14 protein-coding genes are annotated in these 17,151 nt (G+C 66.1%); 5 read left to right on the top strand and 9 right to left on the bottom strand.

Going from position 1 to position 17,151, the window contains the following annotated elements:
• Positions 1-71 precede the first annotated feature (71 nt).
• The 5 genes from G9408_RS12805 to G9408_RS12785 all read right to left on the bottom strand — a co-directional run bounded on the left by G9408_RS12805 (position 72) and on the right by G9408_RS12785 (position 6,196).
• Positions 72-1,784, bottom strand: a complete 1,713-nt coding sequence (locus G9408_RS12805; RefSeq protein ID WP_210423361.1) for an ATP-binding protein — start codon at positions 1,782-1,784, stop codon at positions 72-74.
• Between the two features lie 71 nt (positions 1,785-1,855).
• Positions 1,856-2,629 carry a TIGR02186 family protein gene (locus G9408_RS12800; RefSeq protein ID WP_120217239.1) on the bottom strand — a complete coding sequence of 258 codons (774 nt, stop codon included), beginning with the start codon at positions 2,627-2,629 and terminating at the stop codon, positions 1,856-1,858.
• A complete protein-coding gene (locus G9408_RS12795; protein WP_120217240.1) occupies positions 2,626-3,534 on the bottom strand; it encodes a sulfite exporter TauE/SafE family protein in 909 nt (302 codons plus the stop codon). Before G9408_RS12795 ends, G9408_RS12800 begins: the two co-directional genes overlap by 4 nt.
• A gap of 104 nt (positions 3,535-3,638) precedes the next feature.
• Positions 3,639-4,775, bottom strand: coding sequence for a hypothetical protein (locus tag G9408_RS12790; RefSeq protein ID WP_168454380.1), 1,137 nt, complete (start codon positions 4,773-4,775; stop codon positions 3,639-3,641).
• Positions 4,772-6,196, bottom strand: a complete 1,425-nt coding sequence (locus G9408_RS12785; RefSeq protein WP_168454379.1) for a glycosyl transferase family protein — start codon at positions 6,194-6,196, stop codon at positions 4,772-4,774. Before G9408_RS12785 ends, G9408_RS12790 begins: the two co-directional genes overlap by 4 nt.
• 133 nt (positions 6,197-6,329) lie before the next feature.
• On the opposite strand from G9408_RS12785, the gene nhaA reads away from it, so the two are divergent.
• The 3 genes from nhaA to G9408_RS12770 all read left to right on the top strand — a co-directional run bounded on the left by nhaA (position 6,330) and on the right by G9408_RS12770 (position 9,979).
• Positions 6,330-7,616, top strand: a complete 1,287-nt coding sequence (nhaA, locus tag G9408_RS12780; protein ID WP_168454378.1) for a Na+/H+ antiporter NhaA — start codon at positions 6,330-6,332, stop codon at positions 7,614-7,616.
• Positions 7,613-8,968 carry a hypothetical protein gene (locus tag G9408_RS12775; protein WP_235957782.1) on the top strand — a complete coding sequence of 452 codons (1,356 nt, stop codon included), beginning with the start codon at positions 7,613-7,615 and terminating at the stop codon, positions 8,966-8,968. Before nhaA ends, G9408_RS12775 begins: the two co-directional genes overlap by 4 nt.
• Positions 8,969-9,214: 246 nt before the next feature.
• Entirely contained in the window at positions 9,215-9,979 is a 765-nt protein-coding gene (locus G9408_RS12770; RefSeq protein ID WP_168454377.1) for a tryptophan 2,3-dioxygenase family protein, read from the top strand.
• 96 nt (positions 9,980-10,075) lie between these two features.
• Here the strand turns inward: G9408_RS12770 and G9408_RS12765 are convergent, their stop codons facing one another.
• Together G9408_RS12765 and G9408_RS12760 are read right to left on the bottom strand one after the other, a co-directional pair.
• Positions 10,076-11,083, bottom strand: a complete 1,008-nt coding sequence (locus G9408_RS12765) for a zinc-dependent alcohol dehydrogenase family protein (protein WP_168454376.1) — start codon at positions 11,081-11,083, stop codon at positions 10,076-10,078.
• Between the two features lie 151 nt (positions 11,084-11,234).
• Positions 11,235-12,974, bottom strand: a complete 1,740-nt coding sequence (locus tag G9408_RS12760) for an N-acyl-D-amino-acid deacylase family protein (protein ID WP_168454375.1) — start codon at positions 12,972-12,974, stop codon at positions 11,235-11,237.
• 125 nt (positions 12,975-13,099) lie between these two features.
• Here G9408_RS12760 and G9408_RS12755 point away from each other — a divergent pair, with 125 nt between their 5' ends.
• Complete coding sequence (locus tag G9408_RS12755) at positions 13,100-13,849, top strand: class I SAM-dependent methyltransferase (protein WP_168454374.1); 750 nt, start codon at positions 13,100-13,102, stop codon at positions 13,847-13,849.
• A 4-nt stretch (positions 13,850-13,853) separates the two neighbouring features.
• Positions 13,854-14,165: an alkylphosphonate utilization protein gene (locus G9408_RS12750; RefSeq protein WP_168454373.1), complete on the top strand. Its 312-nt coding sequence runs from the start codon at positions 13,854-13,856 to the stop codon at positions 14,163-14,165.
• Between the two features lie 151 nt (positions 14,166-14,316).
• Here the strand turns inward: G9408_RS12750 and G9408_RS12745 are convergent, their stop codons facing one another.
• Together G9408_RS12745 and G9408_RS12740 are read right to left on the bottom strand one after the other, a co-directional pair.
• Complete coding sequence (locus tag G9408_RS12745; RefSeq protein WP_168454372.1) at positions 14,317-15,606, bottom strand: acyl-CoA dehydrogenase family protein; 1,290 nt, start codon at positions 15,604-15,606, stop codon at positions 14,317-14,319.
• A gap of 93 nt (positions 15,607-15,699) precedes the next feature.
• A complete protein-coding gene (locus G9408_RS12740) occupies positions 15,700-17,043 on the bottom strand; it encodes a phosphotransferase family protein (RefSeq protein ID WP_168454371.1) in 1,344 nt (447 codons plus the stop codon).
• Positions 17,044-17,151: the final 108 nt, after the last annotated feature.

The raw sequence follows: 17,151 nt of genomic DNA, 5'->3' as shown, positions 1-17,151 counted from the left end.
GGAAAGCGACCGCGGCACCAGGAACCAACCGACACGCCATACCGCGGGTTTAACGAACCCGGCGGCGGCGATCAACGCCCCTGGCTGCGCCAGCGCTTGACCACACGCTCCAGGATTTCCGCCTCGCCGCCGGTTTCGCGCCACAGCTTTGAAAACAGCGGATCGCTCGACGCGGGGCGCTTTTCCTCTTCCAGCGTATCGAGATAGACGCGGATCGGGATCGACACGCCCTCGCCGCACACGATGCACTCGCGGTTGCGGAGCGCCGGGATCGAATCGATGAAGCCGCGCGCGCCTTCGGGCATCGCCGCCTTCACGAAATGCTGGTCGCGTTCGTTGTTGAGGCGCATCGAGATGATCGTGCCGCACTGCGACAGCACGCCTTCGGCAAGGTCCGACGGACGCTGGGTGATCAGGCCCAGCGAGACGCCATATTTACGGCCCTCCTTGGCGATCCGCTCGAGGATCTTGCGCACCGCCTGCCCGCCGCCGACGTCCTTCGACGGGATGTAGCGATGCGCTTCTTCGCAGACGAGCAGGATCGGGCGCTGCGGTTCGCCGCGCGACCAGATCGCATAGTCGAAGGTCAGGCGCGACAGCACCGCGACGACCACCCCGGTGATGTCCGACGGCACCCCCGACACGTCGATGATCGAAATCGGGCGACCGTCCGACGGCAGGCGGAAAATCTTGCCAAGGAAATTCGCCATCGTGTCGGCGACGAGCATGCCCGAAAACATGAAATTATAGCGCGGGTCGGCGCGCATTTCCTCGATCTTGCCCTTGATCCGCATGAACGGGGCACTCGACGTCGCCTTGTCGAGCTTGCCCATCTCGTTGGTCAGGATGCTCAGCAGGTCGGAAAGCAGATAGGGGATCGGCGAATCGACCGTGATCTTGGTCATCCCTTCGGCCAGCCGGTTCTTGGTGCGCGCCTGCAGCAGACAGCGCGACAGCACGTCGCAGTCGGCCTGTCGGTCGCGCCCCTCGGCGGTGACGAAGACTTCGCAATGTTCTTCGAAATTCATCAGCCAATAGGGCATCGCCAGATTGTCGACGTCGAACAGCGCCCCGGTGCCCTTGAAAGCCGCCGAATATTCGCCGTGCGGATCGATCATCACGATATGGCCCTGCGGTGCGAGTTCGCAAATCTTGTGCAGGATCAGCGCGGCGCTGGTCGATTTACCCGTACCGGTCGACCCCAGCAGCGCAAAATGCTTGCCCAGCATCGCATCGACATAGAGCGACCCGCGAATATCCTTGGTCGGATAGACGGTGCCGATTTCGACATGCGCGCGCTCGTCGGCGGCATAAATCTGTTTGAGGTCGGCGCTGGTCGCTGCAAACACCTGGCTGCCCGGGATCGGATAGCGAGTGACGCCGCGACGGAAATTGGAAATCCGGCCGGTGATCTTTTCCTCTTCGCCTTCGCCCAGAAAGTCGATGGTTGCGACGATCAGCCCTTCGCCGCGCTCATGCAGTTGCTGGTCGCGGATACTCGCGATCAGCCAGATGTTGCCCACGCGGACCTTGACCTGCGCGCCGACCTGGCCCGCCATCGCGACCGCCGCGTCGCTCGACGTCGACAATTTGCCGATCGTCACCGCGTCGAGCAGGATGCGCGAGGCCGAACCCGAAATATCGATCACCTCGCCGATCATCAGGTCGTCGCGATGATGGTTGATCACCGGTGCCACCGACGCCGCGGCGCCACCACCAGCCAGCCGAACATGCTGCGCCGCCGTCGAATCTCCGGCGGGAAATCCGCCACCCTGCATATCCATCAAAATGCCCCGCCTGAAATGGTCCCGACAATCGGTATCGCAGGTCAGGGTAAATATTGGCTAAAGGCTGCTCAGCGGCGGCGAAATATCGCCGACGCGGCATAGCCGAGCAGCAGCGACAGGATCACCGCGGTCAGCCCGTAAAGAAAACCATGCCGTTCCGCCGCCAGCGCGACGAAGCGTTCGAACCCGGCCTTGCGGATCTGGACGTCGCGCGATGCGACCGCCAGCACGCGCCCGCGGCTGATCAGAAAGGTTTCGGCGCGATAGGTGCCGACCGGTACCCGCGCGGGCACCGGGATGCGCGCGCGGTACAGCACCCCTTCGGTAATCTCGACCGCCGCCGGATTTTCATAGAATAGCCCGAGGCGGCGATAGAGGTCGGTCAGGCCCGCCTCGAACCGCTCGAGCTTGGTCGCTTCGGAAAATTCGGTCGGCGACATCGACAGATTGGCAAGCCCCAGTTCAAAAATCGCCGCGGTGCGCTCGTCGACCAGCTTGTCGATCGGCCGCGACGATCCGATCGCATAAAAGCCGGGCGAGGTGCGCAGGCGGATGCTGCTGGCATTGACCCAGATCCCGGCCACCCGACGCTTTTCGCGCAGCACGATCGGGCGCACTGGCCCCTTCAGCACCACGACGATGTCGGCGCGGTCGTCGGGCAGGCGCTGGCCAGGATAGAGGATCGCGCCGAACAGCAGCAATTCCTCGCCGGTGAAGCTGTACTGGATGTCGATCGCACGGCTCGACACATCGGGAACCAGCCGCGGATCGGCGGCCTCGGCGGCGCCGACCGGCAGCGACAGCGCCGCCAGCCACAGGATCAAGGCCGCGAAGCGCGTCATTGGACCGAGTAAATTTCGTCGGGGCGGATGAACAACCCGGCCGCCATTTGCAGCGCCACCAGCAGCACGATCGCCGCAAGCGCCAGCCGCAGATATTCCGGGCGCGCCTTTTGCGCGAACCGCGCGCCGAATTGCGCCCCCACAACGCTGCCGAGCAGCAGCAACGCCGCCAGCACGATATCGACCGCGCCCGTGGTCAGCGCGTGTACCATCGTCGTCGCAATCGTCACGAACAGGATCTGGAACAGCGACGTACCGACGACAACCTGCGTCCCCATTCCAAGCAGGTATAGCATCGCAGGGACCATGATGAACCCGCCGCCAACCCCCAGCAACATCGTCAGCACGCCGCCGACCATGCCCAGCAGCAGCGGCGCCAGCGGCGAGATGTACAGGCCAGATCGATAGAAGCGCCAGCGCAGCGGCAGGTTGGCGACCATCGGATGGTGACGCCGCTTGCGCGCCGGGGCGGGCAATCCCGCCTGCGCGGCGCGAAAGCTCCCCCACGCCTCGCGCCCCATGAAGGTCCCGACGGTGCCGAGCAGCGCGACGTAGAGGATCGAGATCACCGTATCGATCTGGCCCCAGGCGGTCAGCAGTTCGAACAGGCCGGCGCCGATCAGCGACCCGAGCAGGCCGCCCGCGACCAGCACCGCGCCCATGCGCAGATCGACGCCGTCTCGCTCGAGATGCGCCATCACCCCCGACACGCTCGCCCCGGTCACCTGCGTCGCGGCCGACGCCGCGGCAACCGTCGGCGGAATGCCGTAAAAGATCAGCAGCGGTGTGGTCAGAAACCCGCCGCCGACCCCGAACATGCCCGACAGGAACCCCACCCCGCCGCCCAGCAGCACGATGACCAGCGCATTGACCGACAGATTGGCGACGGGAAGGTAAAGGTCCATGGGCCTCGAAACATGCGTCTGCGGCGAAAAACTGCGCCGAGTCCCACGACCCTAGACCATTTTTGCAGAACGGGGAATCGGCTGGCCGCTATTTTTGCGGCGGTTCAGAAGTCGCTCGCGAGCGTCAGCGCCACGCCGCTTTCGGGTGCCGCATCGCCCGCGACGCGCTGGCGCCAATCGAGCGCAATCCGGCTGCCTTCGCCGACGTGCGGCAGGCGCAGCGTCAATCGCGGCCCGACATCGACGCGCCCCGCCCCCGGTTGGACGGCCCCCGCCGCTAACGCACCAAGCCTAAGCGGCGACGCTTCATCGGGTCCGAGGCGCCGGTCGATCACGATCGCGCCATCGGCAAAGCCGTCGCGCCGCCGCGCCCCGACCACACCCGCCTGTCCATAAGCTTCCAGCCGAAATCCGTGCGGCAGTGCGACATCGCCAACCCCACCGCTGACCATCGCCGCAAGCGCGCTGCGCCCTTCGCGTCCCACGCCAAGGCGATGTTCGATCGCGACGTCGACCGGCCAATGCGCCAGCGGTGCCAACGCCAGGCCGAAGGCGACCTCGCGCTGCGCGGGGCGGCGCACCGCAATCGTTGCGCGGCCATAGGCGCGCGTACGACCCGTATCGCCAAATCCATATGCGACCCGCAATCCGGCCTGGCTGCCGCCAAGCTGGCTTCGCGCCGCGATGCCGCCGGGAACCGCCCGCGCATCGTCGCGCACATAAAGCCAGCCGCCGAGCGACCAACCCGCCATCTGCCGCCGCATCCAGAAGGGTTTGCCCTGCCCGGGCGGCGCCGCGGCGGGAGCCGCGGCCGGGAACCAGTCCCCCGCGCCGCGCCGCAACGCCGACCGTGCGGTACCGCCTGTGGAGGGCGGGAGCAGCCGCGTCAGCAACGCGGCGCGAAGGGCATGACGGTCGGCACCGCCCGTCCCCACCGCATCGGCGTCTCTGATCGCGGCATCGCTTGTCCCGCCCCTATCCGCCACACGAATAGGGGGCAGCGATGCCATTCGCGATGGTCGCGGCGCCACGGCCCTGGGGGCCGGTACGGGCGGCGCCAGTGACCAGTCGGCCGCGGCAAAGGGGGTGGGCGCCGACCAAGGTGGCGCCATGGCGTCCGGCGGCGGCGGATCCGGAGCCCAATGCGCCGCCACCCGCAACACCGTCCAGCCGCCGACGCACAGCAACAAGAAGCGCAGCGGCCGCGCATCGCGTCCGATGGCGAAGCCCCGCTCGCTCACCGCGCCGCCACCGGCGCAGGGACGACCTCGACCGCCATGTCGCTTTCCCGATGTTCGGTCTTGTCCCAGACGACCTCGCCCGACCGCAGCATCCGCCCGTAAATCACCAGCGCGCGCCGCGCCGCGAGGATCGCCATGATGTTGGCGACAAAGGCGCGCGGGACCGCCCAAGCCGCCTCGCGCCAGCCATAGCACCGCCCAGCGAACAGGCTGCGCATACCAAGCCGCCAGACGAGCAGCATCGCGTTCAGTGCCAGCAGCATCTGTATCGTATCGCCAACGATCGTCGCATCCCAACCCAGAATAGCGCGTCCCGCCCAGCCAAGCGCGGTCAGCAGCAACCCGACGTAGGCGGCCAGCACGACCAGCGCGGCCAGCGGCGCCCGGCGATCGCGCCACAACATCCAGCGGGCCAGCCAGGTGCGGCCCGGCGGTTCCGCCACCGCGCCGCGCCGCGACCCGGGCCAGCCGAGATGATCCCATCCCGCCAATGCAATCCCGGCGATCCAGCGCGCCTTTTGCCGCACGGCGGCATCGGCGCGATCCGGAAAGGCGCCGCGCGACACGACGCGCTCACCGGTCGCCCCCGCCTCGTCGACGAAGCGCGCGCTGAGCCCATAGGCGCCGATCACCATGCCCAGCTCATAATCTTCGGTCAGGCTGTTGCAGCGGAACGGATCGCCACCACGCTCGATCGCCAGCAGCGCCAGCGTATGCCGCGTCAGCGCGCAACCGACCCCGGCCGAGGGCAGCGGCATCCCCAGCCGCGACCGCACGACCATTTCCTTGCCATGCGCCTCGGCAAATTCATCGCCATAATGGCCGCCGATCCACCGCGCGCCGCGCGCGATGATCGGCACCACCGGAATTTGCACCATCGCATGATCGACCAGATAGCGCCGATACAGCGCGATCTCGCCCGGATGGACATGATCCTCGGCATCGTGAAGGACGATCGCCGCAAAGCGCATCCCCTCGGCGCGCTCATCCTCGCCCAGCGCGGCCCACAACCGGTTGAGATTGTCGCCCTTGGTCGTCGGCCCGTCGCGCTCATTGACGACCAGCCTTAACCGGCGATCGGCGGCAACCAGCGGCGAGATCGCAAACAGCGTCGCGGCATCATTCGGATAACAGCCGATGTAGATGCGGACGTCCTCGTCCTGCCATGCCGCCAGCGAGCGGCGCAGCATCGCCGCAAGGATGCGATGCTCGTCCCAAGCGGGAATGAAGACGGCGATGGTCCCGTCGAGCCGCGGCTTGGCCGCCGCACCCCCGCGACGCTCGCCGCGCGTCGCCAGCCACAGTGCGTCGAAAAACAGGTCGTCGAGGCCGATCAGCAGGATGCCCACCGAAGCGAACAGCATCAGTTCGTGGCTGGCCCCCAACACCAGCCATTCCAGCCATGCGGACGATAGCGCCACCCACCTGCCTCGTGCCACCGTGGCGTCACGCCACCCACCCCGCAGTGCTAAATCCCGGGGTGAATTTGTAAAGATGCGCGCCACGAGCTAGGACACCGGCAATCCCCGGGGCAACCAAAGGAACGATCGACCGATGAACGGCAGAAAACCGCCGCCTTCCGCGCTACGCAACTTCCTTGCGAGCGAAAGCGCGGGCGGAATGCTGCTGATTTTCGCCGCCATTTTGGCGATGATTGTCGCCAATTCCGCCTTGGGCGATGCCTATCACCATGCGATCCACGCGGTGACGGGTCCGGTGCTCACCGACAAGCTCGGCCCGATGACCGTTCACCTATGGATCAATGACGGCTTGATGGCGGTGTTTTTCCTGCTCGTCGGGCTCGAAATCAAGCGCGAGTTCGTCGATGGGCGCCTCGCCAGTTGGGACCGGCGGCGCCTGCCCTTTATCGCAGCGGCGGCGGGAATGGCCGTCCCGGCGCTGCTGTACCTGATCTTCGCCGGATCGACCCCCGGCCTTGCACAAGGCTGGGCGATCCCCGCCGCGACCGACATCGCCTTTGCGATGGGCATCCTCGCGCTGCTCGGCAAGCGCGCGCCGACCTCGCTCAAACTGTTCCTGGTGACCGTCGCGATCGTCGACGACATGGGCGCGGTCGCGATCATCGCGCTATTCTATACCGCCAAGATCAACCTGCTTGCGCTCGCCGCCGCCGCCGCGATCCTGGGCGCGATGTTCGTCATGAACCGGCGGGGAGTCAAAAGCCTGCCGCTCTACCTCTTGATGTTCCTCCTCCTCTGGTATGCGATGCTGCTGTCGGGCGTCCACGCCACGATCGCCGGGGTGCTCGCGGCGATGGCGATCCCGTTCGAGCGCACGCCGGGCACGCCCGACAGCCAGACCTCGCCGCTCCACCGGCTCGAACACGCCCTCCACCCCTGGGTCGCCTTTGCGATCGTGCCGCTGTTCGGCTTTGCCAACGCGGGGGTCGACATCGGCGGGCTGACCGCCGAACAGATTTTTGCGCCGCTGCCGCTCGGCATCGCCGCGGGCCTGTTCTTCGGCAAACAGATCGGGATTTTCGGCAGCGTCTGGCTCGCAGTCAAATGCGGTATCGCAGGCAAGCTGCGCGGCGCAACATGGCTCCAGATTTATGGCGTTGCGATGCTGTGCGGGATCGGCTTTACGATGAGCCTGTTCATCGGTGGCCTCGCCTTCCCCGGCAATGCGCTGCTGATCGAAGAAGCCAAGATCGGCGTCCTGATGGGATCGCTCGCCGCGGCGCTGGTCGGTTTTGCCGTCCTCCGCCTTGCGCCGCTACATCCCGATCATGACGCGGTCGAAACCGAAACCAATGCCGAGATCGCCGCCGACGGCGATGTCGATGACACCTCCGAAGACAGGGAGCCGGTGCGCGCATGATGCCCAAATCGATGTCATTGGCGCTGGTCGCCGCCACGCTGCTGGCGGGTTGCGCAACCAGCCAGACCGCGGGGCCGCGCGACACGACAGACGTCGCCGCGATCGACGTGCGCCGCGCCCCGGCCTCGGCGCAGGCGCTGAACGACATCGCCGCGACCTACCTCAAGCTGACTCTCGAGATCGGCACCCACGAAGCGGGCTATATCGACGCCTATTACGGACCGCCCGAACTCAAGGCCGCGGCGGAGGCGGCGCCGCGCGACAAGGCGGCGCTATTGGCTGCAACGCGCGAGCTGACCGCTCGGCTTGCCACCATCGCGCGCCGCCTGTCCGACCCGGTCGATCGCCGCCGCGCCACCTTTCTGCGCGCGCAGTTGCGCGCCGCCGAAACGCGGCTGATGATGATGCAGGGCACGCGCTTCGCCTTCGCCGACGAGGCCGAGCGGCTGTTCGGCGTCCGCCCGCAACTGAAACCCCTCGCCAACTACGACCGGCACCTCGCCGCGGTCGAGGCGCTCGTCCCCGGCGACGGCGCGCTGGCGGAGCGGGTCGAGGCCTATCTCGACCGCTTCACCATCCCCAAGGACCGGCTGCAAAAGGTGTTCGACGTCGCGATCGCGCGCTGCCGCGGCCGCAGCCTCCCGCATATCCCGATGCCCGACGGCGAAAGCTTCCGGCTGGAATTCGTCACCGGCAAAAGCTGGAGCGGCTATAATTATTACCAGGGCGCCTATCACAGCCTGATTCAGGTCAACACCGACCTGCCGATCCGGCTGTCGCGCGCGCTCGATCTCGGTTGCCACGAAGGCTATCCTGGCCATCACCTCCTCAACATGAAGCTGGAGGAAAAGCTGGTGAAAGAGCGCGGCTGGACCGAGTTCAGCGTCTATCCGCTCTACAGTCCGCAAAGCCTGATTGCCGAGGGGACCGCCAATTATGGCATCGACCTTGCCTTTCCTGAAGCCAGCAAGGCCGAAACCGAACGCGACGTGCTGATGCCGCTCGCCGAAATCGCGGTGCCGGCCGACGACCGCTATTGGCAGCTGCTGAAAGCGATCGAGGCGTTGGGCGGTGCGCGGCTGACCATCGCACAGCAATATCTCGACGGCGTCATCGACCGCCCCACCGCCGTCGCCTTCACCCAGAAATATCTGCTCGTGTCGCAAAAGCGCGCCGAACAATCGGTCAGCTTTACCGACCAGTATCGCAGCTATGTGATCAACTACGGCCTCGGCGAGGCGATGGTCCGCGCGCATGTCGAACGCGGTCGGCCAAGCCGCGACGAAATGTGGCGCCGCATGGCAAAGCTGGTCAGCGAACCGACGCTGCCGTCGGACCTGCTCACCAAATGAAGCGCGCCGCGACCCTGCTCTGGCTCGGCCAGTCGGGATCGCCGCGGCGTCCTCCGGCGGGGGTGTATCCGCGGGGGTGAGGGACAGGCCAAGCCCCTCCCCTTCAGGGGAGGGGCAGCGAGACTTGGCAGCTTGCTGCCTAGTCGCAGCGGGGTGGGGTCCATCGGCCTTGCTTGACGCCGCGCAACCCCACCCCAACCCCTCCCCTGAAGGGGAGGGGCTAAGCAATTCCCAAGGGACACCCCCATGCTCGACAAAACCGACATTCACACCCGCCTCGAAGCCCCGGTCCTCAAGGACTATGGCGTTTACCTATCGGTCGACCGCCTGCTCGCCTGCCAGAAACCGCTCGCCGACCTCGTCACCCCCGACGAGCTGCAATTCCAGATCGTCCACCAGGTCGAGGAATTGTGGATGAAGCTTGCCGCCTTCACTCTCGCCGAAGTCGACCAGCATCTGCGCGACGGCCAGATCATGCGCGCGATCACCCTGTTCGGGCGCGTCCATATGCTGCTCCGGATGATGACCGACCAGCTGGCGCTGATCGAAACGATGAGCCCCTATGACTATCAGGCGATCCGGCTCCAGCTCGGCAACGGGTCGGGGCAGGAAAGCCCCGGCTTCCAGATGCTGCTCACCTTGCCCGCGGGGCTATGGGACAGCTATCGCTCGCTCTATCTGGAGCCGCAAGGACGGACGCTCACCGACATCTACGACACCGGCTACGCCCATGACGAAGCCTATGTCGTTGCCGAGGCTCTGATCGAATTCGACGAACTGTTCCAGAAATTCCGCGCCCACCACATCTATCTCGTCCACCGCTCGATCGGCATGGGCTCGAAAGCGATCAGCGGCCGCGCCGTCGACCTGCTCGACGCCGGCGCGCGGCACCGCTTCTTCCCCGAACTCTGGGCGATCCGCGCCCAGATGACCGACCGCTGGGGCGCCGAATATGGTGTGAAACGCGACAGCATCCGCCACGGCGACGCGGGACACGGCAGCGGGGTTTAAAGGCTCCCACCAGCAGTCGTCAGCGAGCGCAGCGAAGCAATCCAGAGCGGTCTACGCAGGCTCTGGATTGCTTCGCTGCGCTCGCAATGACGAAGCCTAGATGTCGATGACAATCTTCCCGAAATGCGCATTGGCCGCCTGATGCCGGAACGCGTCGGCGAGTTTTGCCAGCGGGAAATTGTCGCTGATCACCGGGCGGATACCGTTCGCCTCGATCCCCGCGATCATGTCGAGCTGTTGCGCGCGGCTGCCGACGGTCAGCCCCTGAACGCGCAGATTCTTCGCCATCAGCAACGCAGTCTGCACCGGCCCGGCAAAGCCCGCGAGCACGCCGATCAGCGCGACATGGCCGCCGACGCGTGTCGCCATCATCGACTGGTCGAGCGTGCCCGCGCCCCCGATTTCGACCACGGTATCGACCCCCGCACCGCCGGTCAGTTCCAGCGCCCTGGCGCCCCACGCGGGCACCTCCTTGTAATTGATCGTCTCGTCGGCGCCGAGCGCCTTCAGCCGTTCGAGCTTCGCATCGGATGAGCTGGTCGCGATCACCCGCGCGCCCGCGGCCTTGGCGAATTGCAGCGCGAACACCGACACCCCGCCGCTGCCTTGCACCAGCACCGTCGATCCCGGCTGCGTCACGCCATCGACGAACAAGGCGCGCCACGCAGTCAGCCCGGCGCAGGTCAGCGTCGCCGCCTCGGCAGCATTATAGCCGGTCGGCACGCGCGTGAACCAATGCTGCGGCGTCACCACAAGCTCGCGCGCGTAGCCGTCGATCCCATCGCCGGGTACGCCGCGGAACGCCGTCGCGGGCGGCGCGCCGTCGATCCAGTCGGGAAAGAAGATCGACACCACGGTATCGCCGGGTTTGAACTGCGTTACCCCCTCGCCCACCGCTTCGACCGTCCCGGCGCCGTCGGACATCGGGATGCGCCCGTCGGCAGCGGGGATCATCCCCATCACCACGGCATAATCGTGGAAGTTGAGCGACGACGCGGCCAGCCGCACGCGAATCTCGCCCGCCCCCGGATCCCCGGGGTCGGCGAGATCGACCAGCGTCAGATTGTCGAGCGAGGCGGGGGCGCGAAGCTGGATGGCTTTCATCGGGTGTCTCCGTACAGGATGGGATGCATTCAATACCGTAGCCCTGAGCCTGTCGAAGCCTGTCCTGAGCGCCTGCAAGGCAGCCGAAGGGGACGCTCCTCGGTGAAGCGCCCTTCGACAGGCTCAGGGCTACGGTGAAGGACGACCCGCCTTATTCGGCCGCCATCGCCATCTCGACGCGTTGCGGACCGCGGATCACGCCGCCGGGGGTCGGCCCCTGCATGGCGCCGTCACGGAAGGTCACCTGACCCGACTTTACCGTCGCAACATAGCCGTCGGCCTTTTGCAGCAGACGCTTGCCGCCCGCGGGCAGGTCGAAGGCGAGCCAGGGCTTGCCGAGCTTCAGCTTGTCCATGTCGATGACATTGAGGTCGGCGAGATAGCCCGGCGCGAGCACGCCGCGGTCCTCCAACCCATAGAGCAAGGCCGTATCACGGCACTGGCGCTTGATCGCATGTTCGAGCGCGATGCGGTGGCCCGCGCGGTCGCGCACCCAATGCTGGAGCATGAAGGTCGGCGACGCCGCGTCGCAGATCGTCCCGCAATGCGCGCCGCCGTCGGACAGGCTGTTCACCGTGTCGTCGGCGGCCTGCAAATCCTCGAGGAAATTGAGGTTACCGTCGCGGTAGTTCAAAATCGGGAAATAGATGAAGCCCTTGCCCTCGTCCTTCATCAGCAAATCATAGGCATATTCGTCGGGCGAGACCCCCGCCGCCGCGGCGCGCGCCGCGATGCTTTCGTCCATCTTCGGCTCGTAGTTGAAATCGGGGTCCATTTCGAACTGCACCGGCCAGCCGAGCGCGACGATCTGCAGGAAGTCGAGGATGTCGCTTTCGGGCCAGACATTCTCCTCGCCGATCATCCGCGCCTTGAACGCCGGGTCTTTCAGCTTCGCGAGTTGCTGCTCCCACGGCAGATCGATGATCTCGTTCCACGCGGGCTTGAAGCGGAAGGGGTGCACCGTCCCCTGCCACGCCATGATGACGCCATTGCCGCGCAGCGCGATCTGCGCGACGATGTTCGCGCCGGTCGCATTCTGGCGTCGCATTTCCTCGATCTGCTCCTCGAGCGGCAATTCCTTGGCGATCGATTGCAACGCGGCGAAGGTCACCGGCAGCCCGGTTTCGCGGCTCAAATCGCCCATCCACTGAAATTCGTTCCATTCGCGCTTGAGGTCGCTCGCCATTTCGAACACGCCATAACCGACGCGCCCCATCGCGCGGCCGATCGCAATCAGCTCCTCAGCCGTCGCGGTGGTGCCGGGGACGAGCTCGCCGTCGATCGACTTGTGCAGCACGGTGCGGCTGGTCGAAAAGCCGAGCGCGCCCGCGCGCACGCCTTCCTCGACAATGCGCGACATTTCGGCGATGTCTTCGTCGGTCGGGATCGCACCGGGCTTTTCACGGTCGCCGAGCACATAGGCGCGCACCGCGCCGTGCGGCACGTGGCACGCGACATCGACGGTGCGCGGCAGTTTTTCGAGCGCGTCCATATATTCGGGGAAGGTCTCCCAGTCCCACGACATGCCTTCGGCGAGCGCGGTGCCGGGAATGTCCTCGACCCCCTCCATCAGCGAAATCAGCCAGTCGTGGCGGTCGGGCTTGGCAGGCGCAAAGCCGACGCCGCAATTGCCCATAACGACGGTGGTGACGCCGTGCCAGCTCGACGGCGCCATTTCGGCATCCCACGTCGCCTGCCCGTCATAATGGGTGTGGACGTCGACAAAGCCGGGGGTGACGATCTTGCCGCTGGCGTCGATTTCTTCGCGGCCCACGCCAAGGCTGTCACCCACCGCGACGATGCGGTCGCCGTCGATTGCGACGTCGGCGACAAAGGGCTTACCGCCCGAACCATCGACGACGGTGCCGCCGCGAATCACCAGATCATGCATGTCCGCTCTCCTGAATTTTTTAGTTTCACGAAGAAACCTATCATCAAAATTGCGAGATGCAAATAAACCGGCGACGGACGCGCGATGCTGTTATAGCGGTGCCATACACTAAGGGAGTCGATGCCATGATCCGTCCGCTTACCCTCGCCCTGCTCGTCGCAATGGCAGCACCGCCGGTTGCCGCGCAGGAGGCCGCCGCCCCCGACTATGCCGCCGCGCTCGCCGATCCCGCGCGCCCCGCCGCCGACCGCGAACGCGACGCCGCGCGCAAACCCGCCGAGTTGCTCGCCTTTGCCGAGATCGCGCCCGGCGAACAGGTTGGCGATTTTGTCATGGGCGGCGGCTATGTCACCCGCCTGCTCGCCGCCGCGGTCGGTCCCGCGGGCAAGGTCCATGCCTTTCAGCCCGCCGAGTTCATCGCCTTCCGCAAACAATATGGCGACGATCAGGCCGCAGTCGATGCCGCCTACGCCAATGTCGATGCGGTCGCGGGACCGTTCGCGGCGCCCGCTTTTGCCGCACCGCTCGACACCATCATCACGGTGCAGAATTTCCACGACCTGTATCTGAAACCCTTTCCCGAAGGCACCGGCGACAAGGCGAGCGCGGCGCTGTTTGCAGCGCTGAAACCCGGCGGGACGCTGGTCATCGTCGATCACAGCGCCGCCGACGGGACCGGCACGACGCAGGCCGACAGCCTGCACCGCATCGACAAGGCCGCGGTGATCGCCACGCTGACCAAGGCCGGCTTCAAACTCGAGGCCGAAAGCGATCTCTATCGCCTCGCCGACGATCCGCGCACGATGAATGTGTTCAACCCCGCGATCCGCGGCAAGACCGACCAGTTCGCGCTGCGCTTCCGCAAACCGGGATGATGGAATGACCAGCGACGACGATGATTATGTCTATGACGAGGCGAGCGGCGAATGGTTGTCCGCCGCCGACGTCGCGGCGCGCGATGCCGCGAACGCCGCGGGGCCGGAGGTCCGCGACGCGGTCGGCAATCTGCTGAGCGACGGGGATTCGGTCGTCCTCTTCAAGGATCTGGCCGTCAAAGGCGCGGGGCAGACGCTGAAGGTCGGCACGGTGATCAAATCGATCCGCCTGACCGGCGATGCACAGGAAATCGACTGCCGCCATGAAGGGATCAAGGGACTGGTGCTGCGCGCGGAGTTTGTGCGGAAGCGGTAAAGCGAAAACAATCCTCCCTGTCGCGCAGCGATGGGGAGGTGGCAGCCCGAAGGGCTGACGGAGGGGCTTTGGCGCAACCGTCGCCGCCCCACCACCATCGCCTACGGCGACGGTTCCCCTCCCCATGGCTTCGCCACAGGGAGGATTTTCCTTACCCCAACGTCCCCCGCCGCGGCCCCAGATAGCCGAACAGATACGCCGCGACCTTGCGCATCTGGATCTCCTCCGCCCCCTCGGTGATCCGATACCGCCGGTGGTGGCGGTAGATATGCTCGAACGGCTTGTGGCGCGAATAGCCGATGCCGCCATGCACCTGCATCGCGCGGTCGGCGGCTTCGCAGCACAGCCGGTTCGCCCAGTAATTGCACATGCTGACCTTGTCCGACAGCGTGTGCTCGATCTCCTTGTGCGGGGTGTTGTCCATGTCCCACGCGGTCTTGCGGATCAGCAGCCGCAGCATCTCGGCCTGCGTCGCCAGCTCGACGAGCGGGAACTGGATCGCCTGGTTCTTCGCCAGCGCTTCGCCGAAGGGCTTGCGCGCCCGCGCATATTTGACGCTTTCCTCGATACAGAACACCGCCGCGCCCAGCGATGACGCCGCCTGCCGGATGCGGTTCTGGTGGACGAAGCTCTGCGCGATCGACAGGGCGCCGCCGACCGGGCCGAGCCGTGCGCTGTCAGGCACCCACACCTCAGTGAACGTCATCCGCGGATGGTCGGTCGGCATGTTGAAGGTCCACATATATTCGTCGACCGTCATGCCCTCGGTGCCCGTCGGCACGAGTAGGCAGGTGATGCCCTTGGCATCGCCATCCTGACCCTCGGTACGGCAAAAGGTTGCGCAGTGCGTCGCGACGTGCATCCCGGTGATCCACATCTTGCGTCCATTGATCCGCCAGCCCTCGACCCCGTCACGGTTTTCGCGGACGGCACGCGTTTCCATATGCGTCGCGTCGCTGCCATGGTCGGGCTCGGTCAACCCGAACGCGGTGCGGCGCTTGCCCTCGAACCCGCCGAGGATGAACTCCTGCTTCTGCTCCTCGCTCGTCGCGAACTGCTCGAACATCTCCACAAACGGGAAATTGCCGACGATGCTGTGCTCGTTCTGCAGATCGTTGTGGAGGCCCAGCCCCTTCGCCGCGAAATGCTCGCGGATCACCGCCATCCACAGGTTCGACCCGTCCTTGCCGCCATATTTCTTCGGCGCCGAAAAGCGCCAATGCCCCGCCGCATCGGCCTTGCGCGTCGCGGCGCGGAGAAGCTGTTCCCACTCGTGGCGGGGCAGCCCCTGATTGTCCCAGTCGGTGCGGCTATGCTCGCGGCGATGATCGAAGAAGCGGATATTATCGTCGGCGTCTTCCAGCGGCTTGATCTCGGCCTCGATGAAGGCATCGAGTTCGTCCAGATAGGCCTGCAGGTCGGTCGGTATAGCGAAGTCCATGACGATCCTCTCTGTTCGATTCCAAGAATGCACCGTAGCCCTGAGCTTGTCGAAGGGCGCCCATCCGATAAGCGCCCTTCGACAGGCTCAGGGCTACGGGGCTAGATCAACTGCCCACAGCGTTTTGGCCCGCGCGAGCGCAGCATATTTGGGACTGTCGACCGCGCATTTATCGAGCACCGCGCGGCGCAGTCGGGCAAGCAGGCCCGGTTCGGCGAGCGTCACCGCGCCGCCGAGCAAGCGATCAGCGAGCGCCCTGTCCTCCGCGCGCACGCCCGCGTCCAGATCGCGCATCACGATCCCCAGCGCATTCATCGCGACCGCGACCTGAAACTTGGCATGCCCCTCTGCCGCCGGTTTGATCTCCTCGGCCAGCCAGTCGCGCACCGCCTGCACCATCTCGCGATTGGCCGGCTCGCCGGTCGGCGCTGCGGCTGGCGGCGGCGCAGGCGGCAAGGCGCGAGTGCGCTCCGCCGCGGGCGCCTCGGTTTCCAGCAACAGCAGCAGGTCCAGCTCCTGTTCGGCAGTGCGCCGCCCGACGACGACACGCTCGACCGTCGGATCGGCGCCACTGCGCCAAGCCTGCCCCATCTGCAAGCAGCCGAGCGCCCACCACAGGGTGCGATAGACGAGCCAGAAATGGAAGCGGTTGCGATCGACCCGCGCCCCGCCCGCTGCTTCATAGGCCGCGAAATAATCGTCGAGGCTGCCGACCCCGAACGCCGCCTGATCGATCCGCCCAAACCGCCACACCGTCATGCACCCAAACGCCAGATCCTCATGCGCATCGCCGCGATGCGCGAGTTCCCAGTCGAGCACGACGGCCAGCCCGTCCGCGTCAACCATGACATTGCCCATCCGGTAATCGCCATGCACCAGCACCGGGTCGGCGGGCGGCGGCAGATGATCCTCGCACCATTTGATCGCGAGCGCGATCACCGGCCGGTCGCCACCATAGTCAGCAAAGCGCGCTTTCAGCTCGGCGAGCGCTGCGGCGGTGTCCATCAGCGGGATCGCAGCGGGAATGGTCTCGGCAGGAATGGCATGAATGCGCGCCAGCTCGCGCCCAAGATCGGCCAATAGCGACGGCGGCGGGTTCGCCAATATCTTTGCCGGGCTCACCTCGGCGATTACCCGCCGCATGACATAGCCGGTGCCCATGCCGTCACCCTCGGACAACACGCCGACAACCTCGGGCGCCTTCACCCCTGCCGCATGGGCGGCGATCACCAGCGCCGCCTCGTCGGCATGGCCATAGGGGCGCCCCGCCATATAATCCGCCGACGGCGCGCGCCGCAGCACATAAGCGCCGCCCGCCCACTCGAACGCCCAGCTTTCCATATTCGCCCCGCCCGACAGGCGAACGAGGCCGGCCAATTCACCGGGACCGGCAATGCGGCGCATGAAGCCCGACAGCGCGTGACTCAGGTCGATCATCGGGCAATAGTGCTTACAGTTTACGTAAACGGCAAGCTGCCATTTGTGCCAAGGATCGGCTTCGGCCCAAAGACGATGGCGGCCCTGGCGCGAACAGCGCGCCCGCGC

Source organism: Sphingopyxis microcysteis (assembly GCF_012274265.1).
Lineage (GTDB): Bacteria > Pseudomonadota > Alphaproteobacteria > Sphingomonadales > Sphingomonadaceae > Sphingopyxis > Sphingopyxis microcysteis.
The sequence above is the reverse complement of the archived record's forward strand: the minus strand, read 5'-3'. Positions and strand labels throughout refer to the sequence as shown.

Bases quoted from the DNA above. Each gene is read 5' to 3' on its own strand.
- G9408_RS12805 (WP_210423361.1), bottom strand. From the start codon at position 1,784: ATGGATATGCAGGGTGGCGGATTTCCCGCCGGAGATTCGACGGCGGCG.
- G9408_RS12800 (WP_120217239.1), bottom strand. From the start codon at position 2,629: ATGACGCGCTTCGCGGCCTTGATCCTGTGGCTGGCGGCGCTGTCGCTG.
- G9408_RS12795 (WP_120217240.1), bottom strand. From the start codon at position 3,534: ATGGACCTTTACCTTCCCGTCGCCAATCTGTCGGTCAATGCGCTGGTC.
- nhaA (WP_168454378.1), top strand. From the start codon at position 6,330: ATGAACGGCAGAAAACCGCCGCCTTCCGCGCTACGCAACTTCCTTGCG.
- G9408_RS12775 (WP_235957782.1), top strand. From the start codon at position 7,613: ATGATGCCCAAATCGATGTCATTGGCGCTGGTCGCCGCCACGCTGCTG.
- G9408_RS12770 (WP_168454377.1), top strand. From the start codon at position 9,215: ATGCTCGACAAAACCGACATTCACACCCGCCTCGAAGCCCCGGTCCTC.
- G9408_RS12765 (WP_168454376.1), bottom strand. From the start codon at position 11,083: ATGAAAGCCATCCAGCTTCGCGCCCCCGCCTCGCTCGACAATCTGACG.
- G9408_RS12760 (WP_168454375.1), bottom strand. From the start codon at position 12,974: ATGCATGATCTGGTGATTCGCGGCGGCACCGTCGTCGATGGTTCGGGC.
- G9408_RS12755 (WP_168454374.1), top strand. From the start codon at position 13,100: ATGATCCGTCCGCTTACCCTCGCCCTGCTCGTCGCAATGGCAGCACCG.
- G9408_RS12750 (WP_168454373.1), top strand. From the start codon at position 13,854: ATGACCAGCGACGACGATGATTATGTCTATGACGAGGCGAGCGGCGAA.
- G9408_RS12745 (WP_168454372.1), bottom strand. From the start codon at position 15,606: ATGGACTTCGCTATACCGACCGACCTGCAGGCCTATCTGGACGAACTC.
- G9408_RS12740 (WP_168454371.1), bottom strand. From the start codon at position 17,043: ATGATCGACCTGAGTCACGCGCTGTCGGGCTTCATGCGCCGCATTGCC.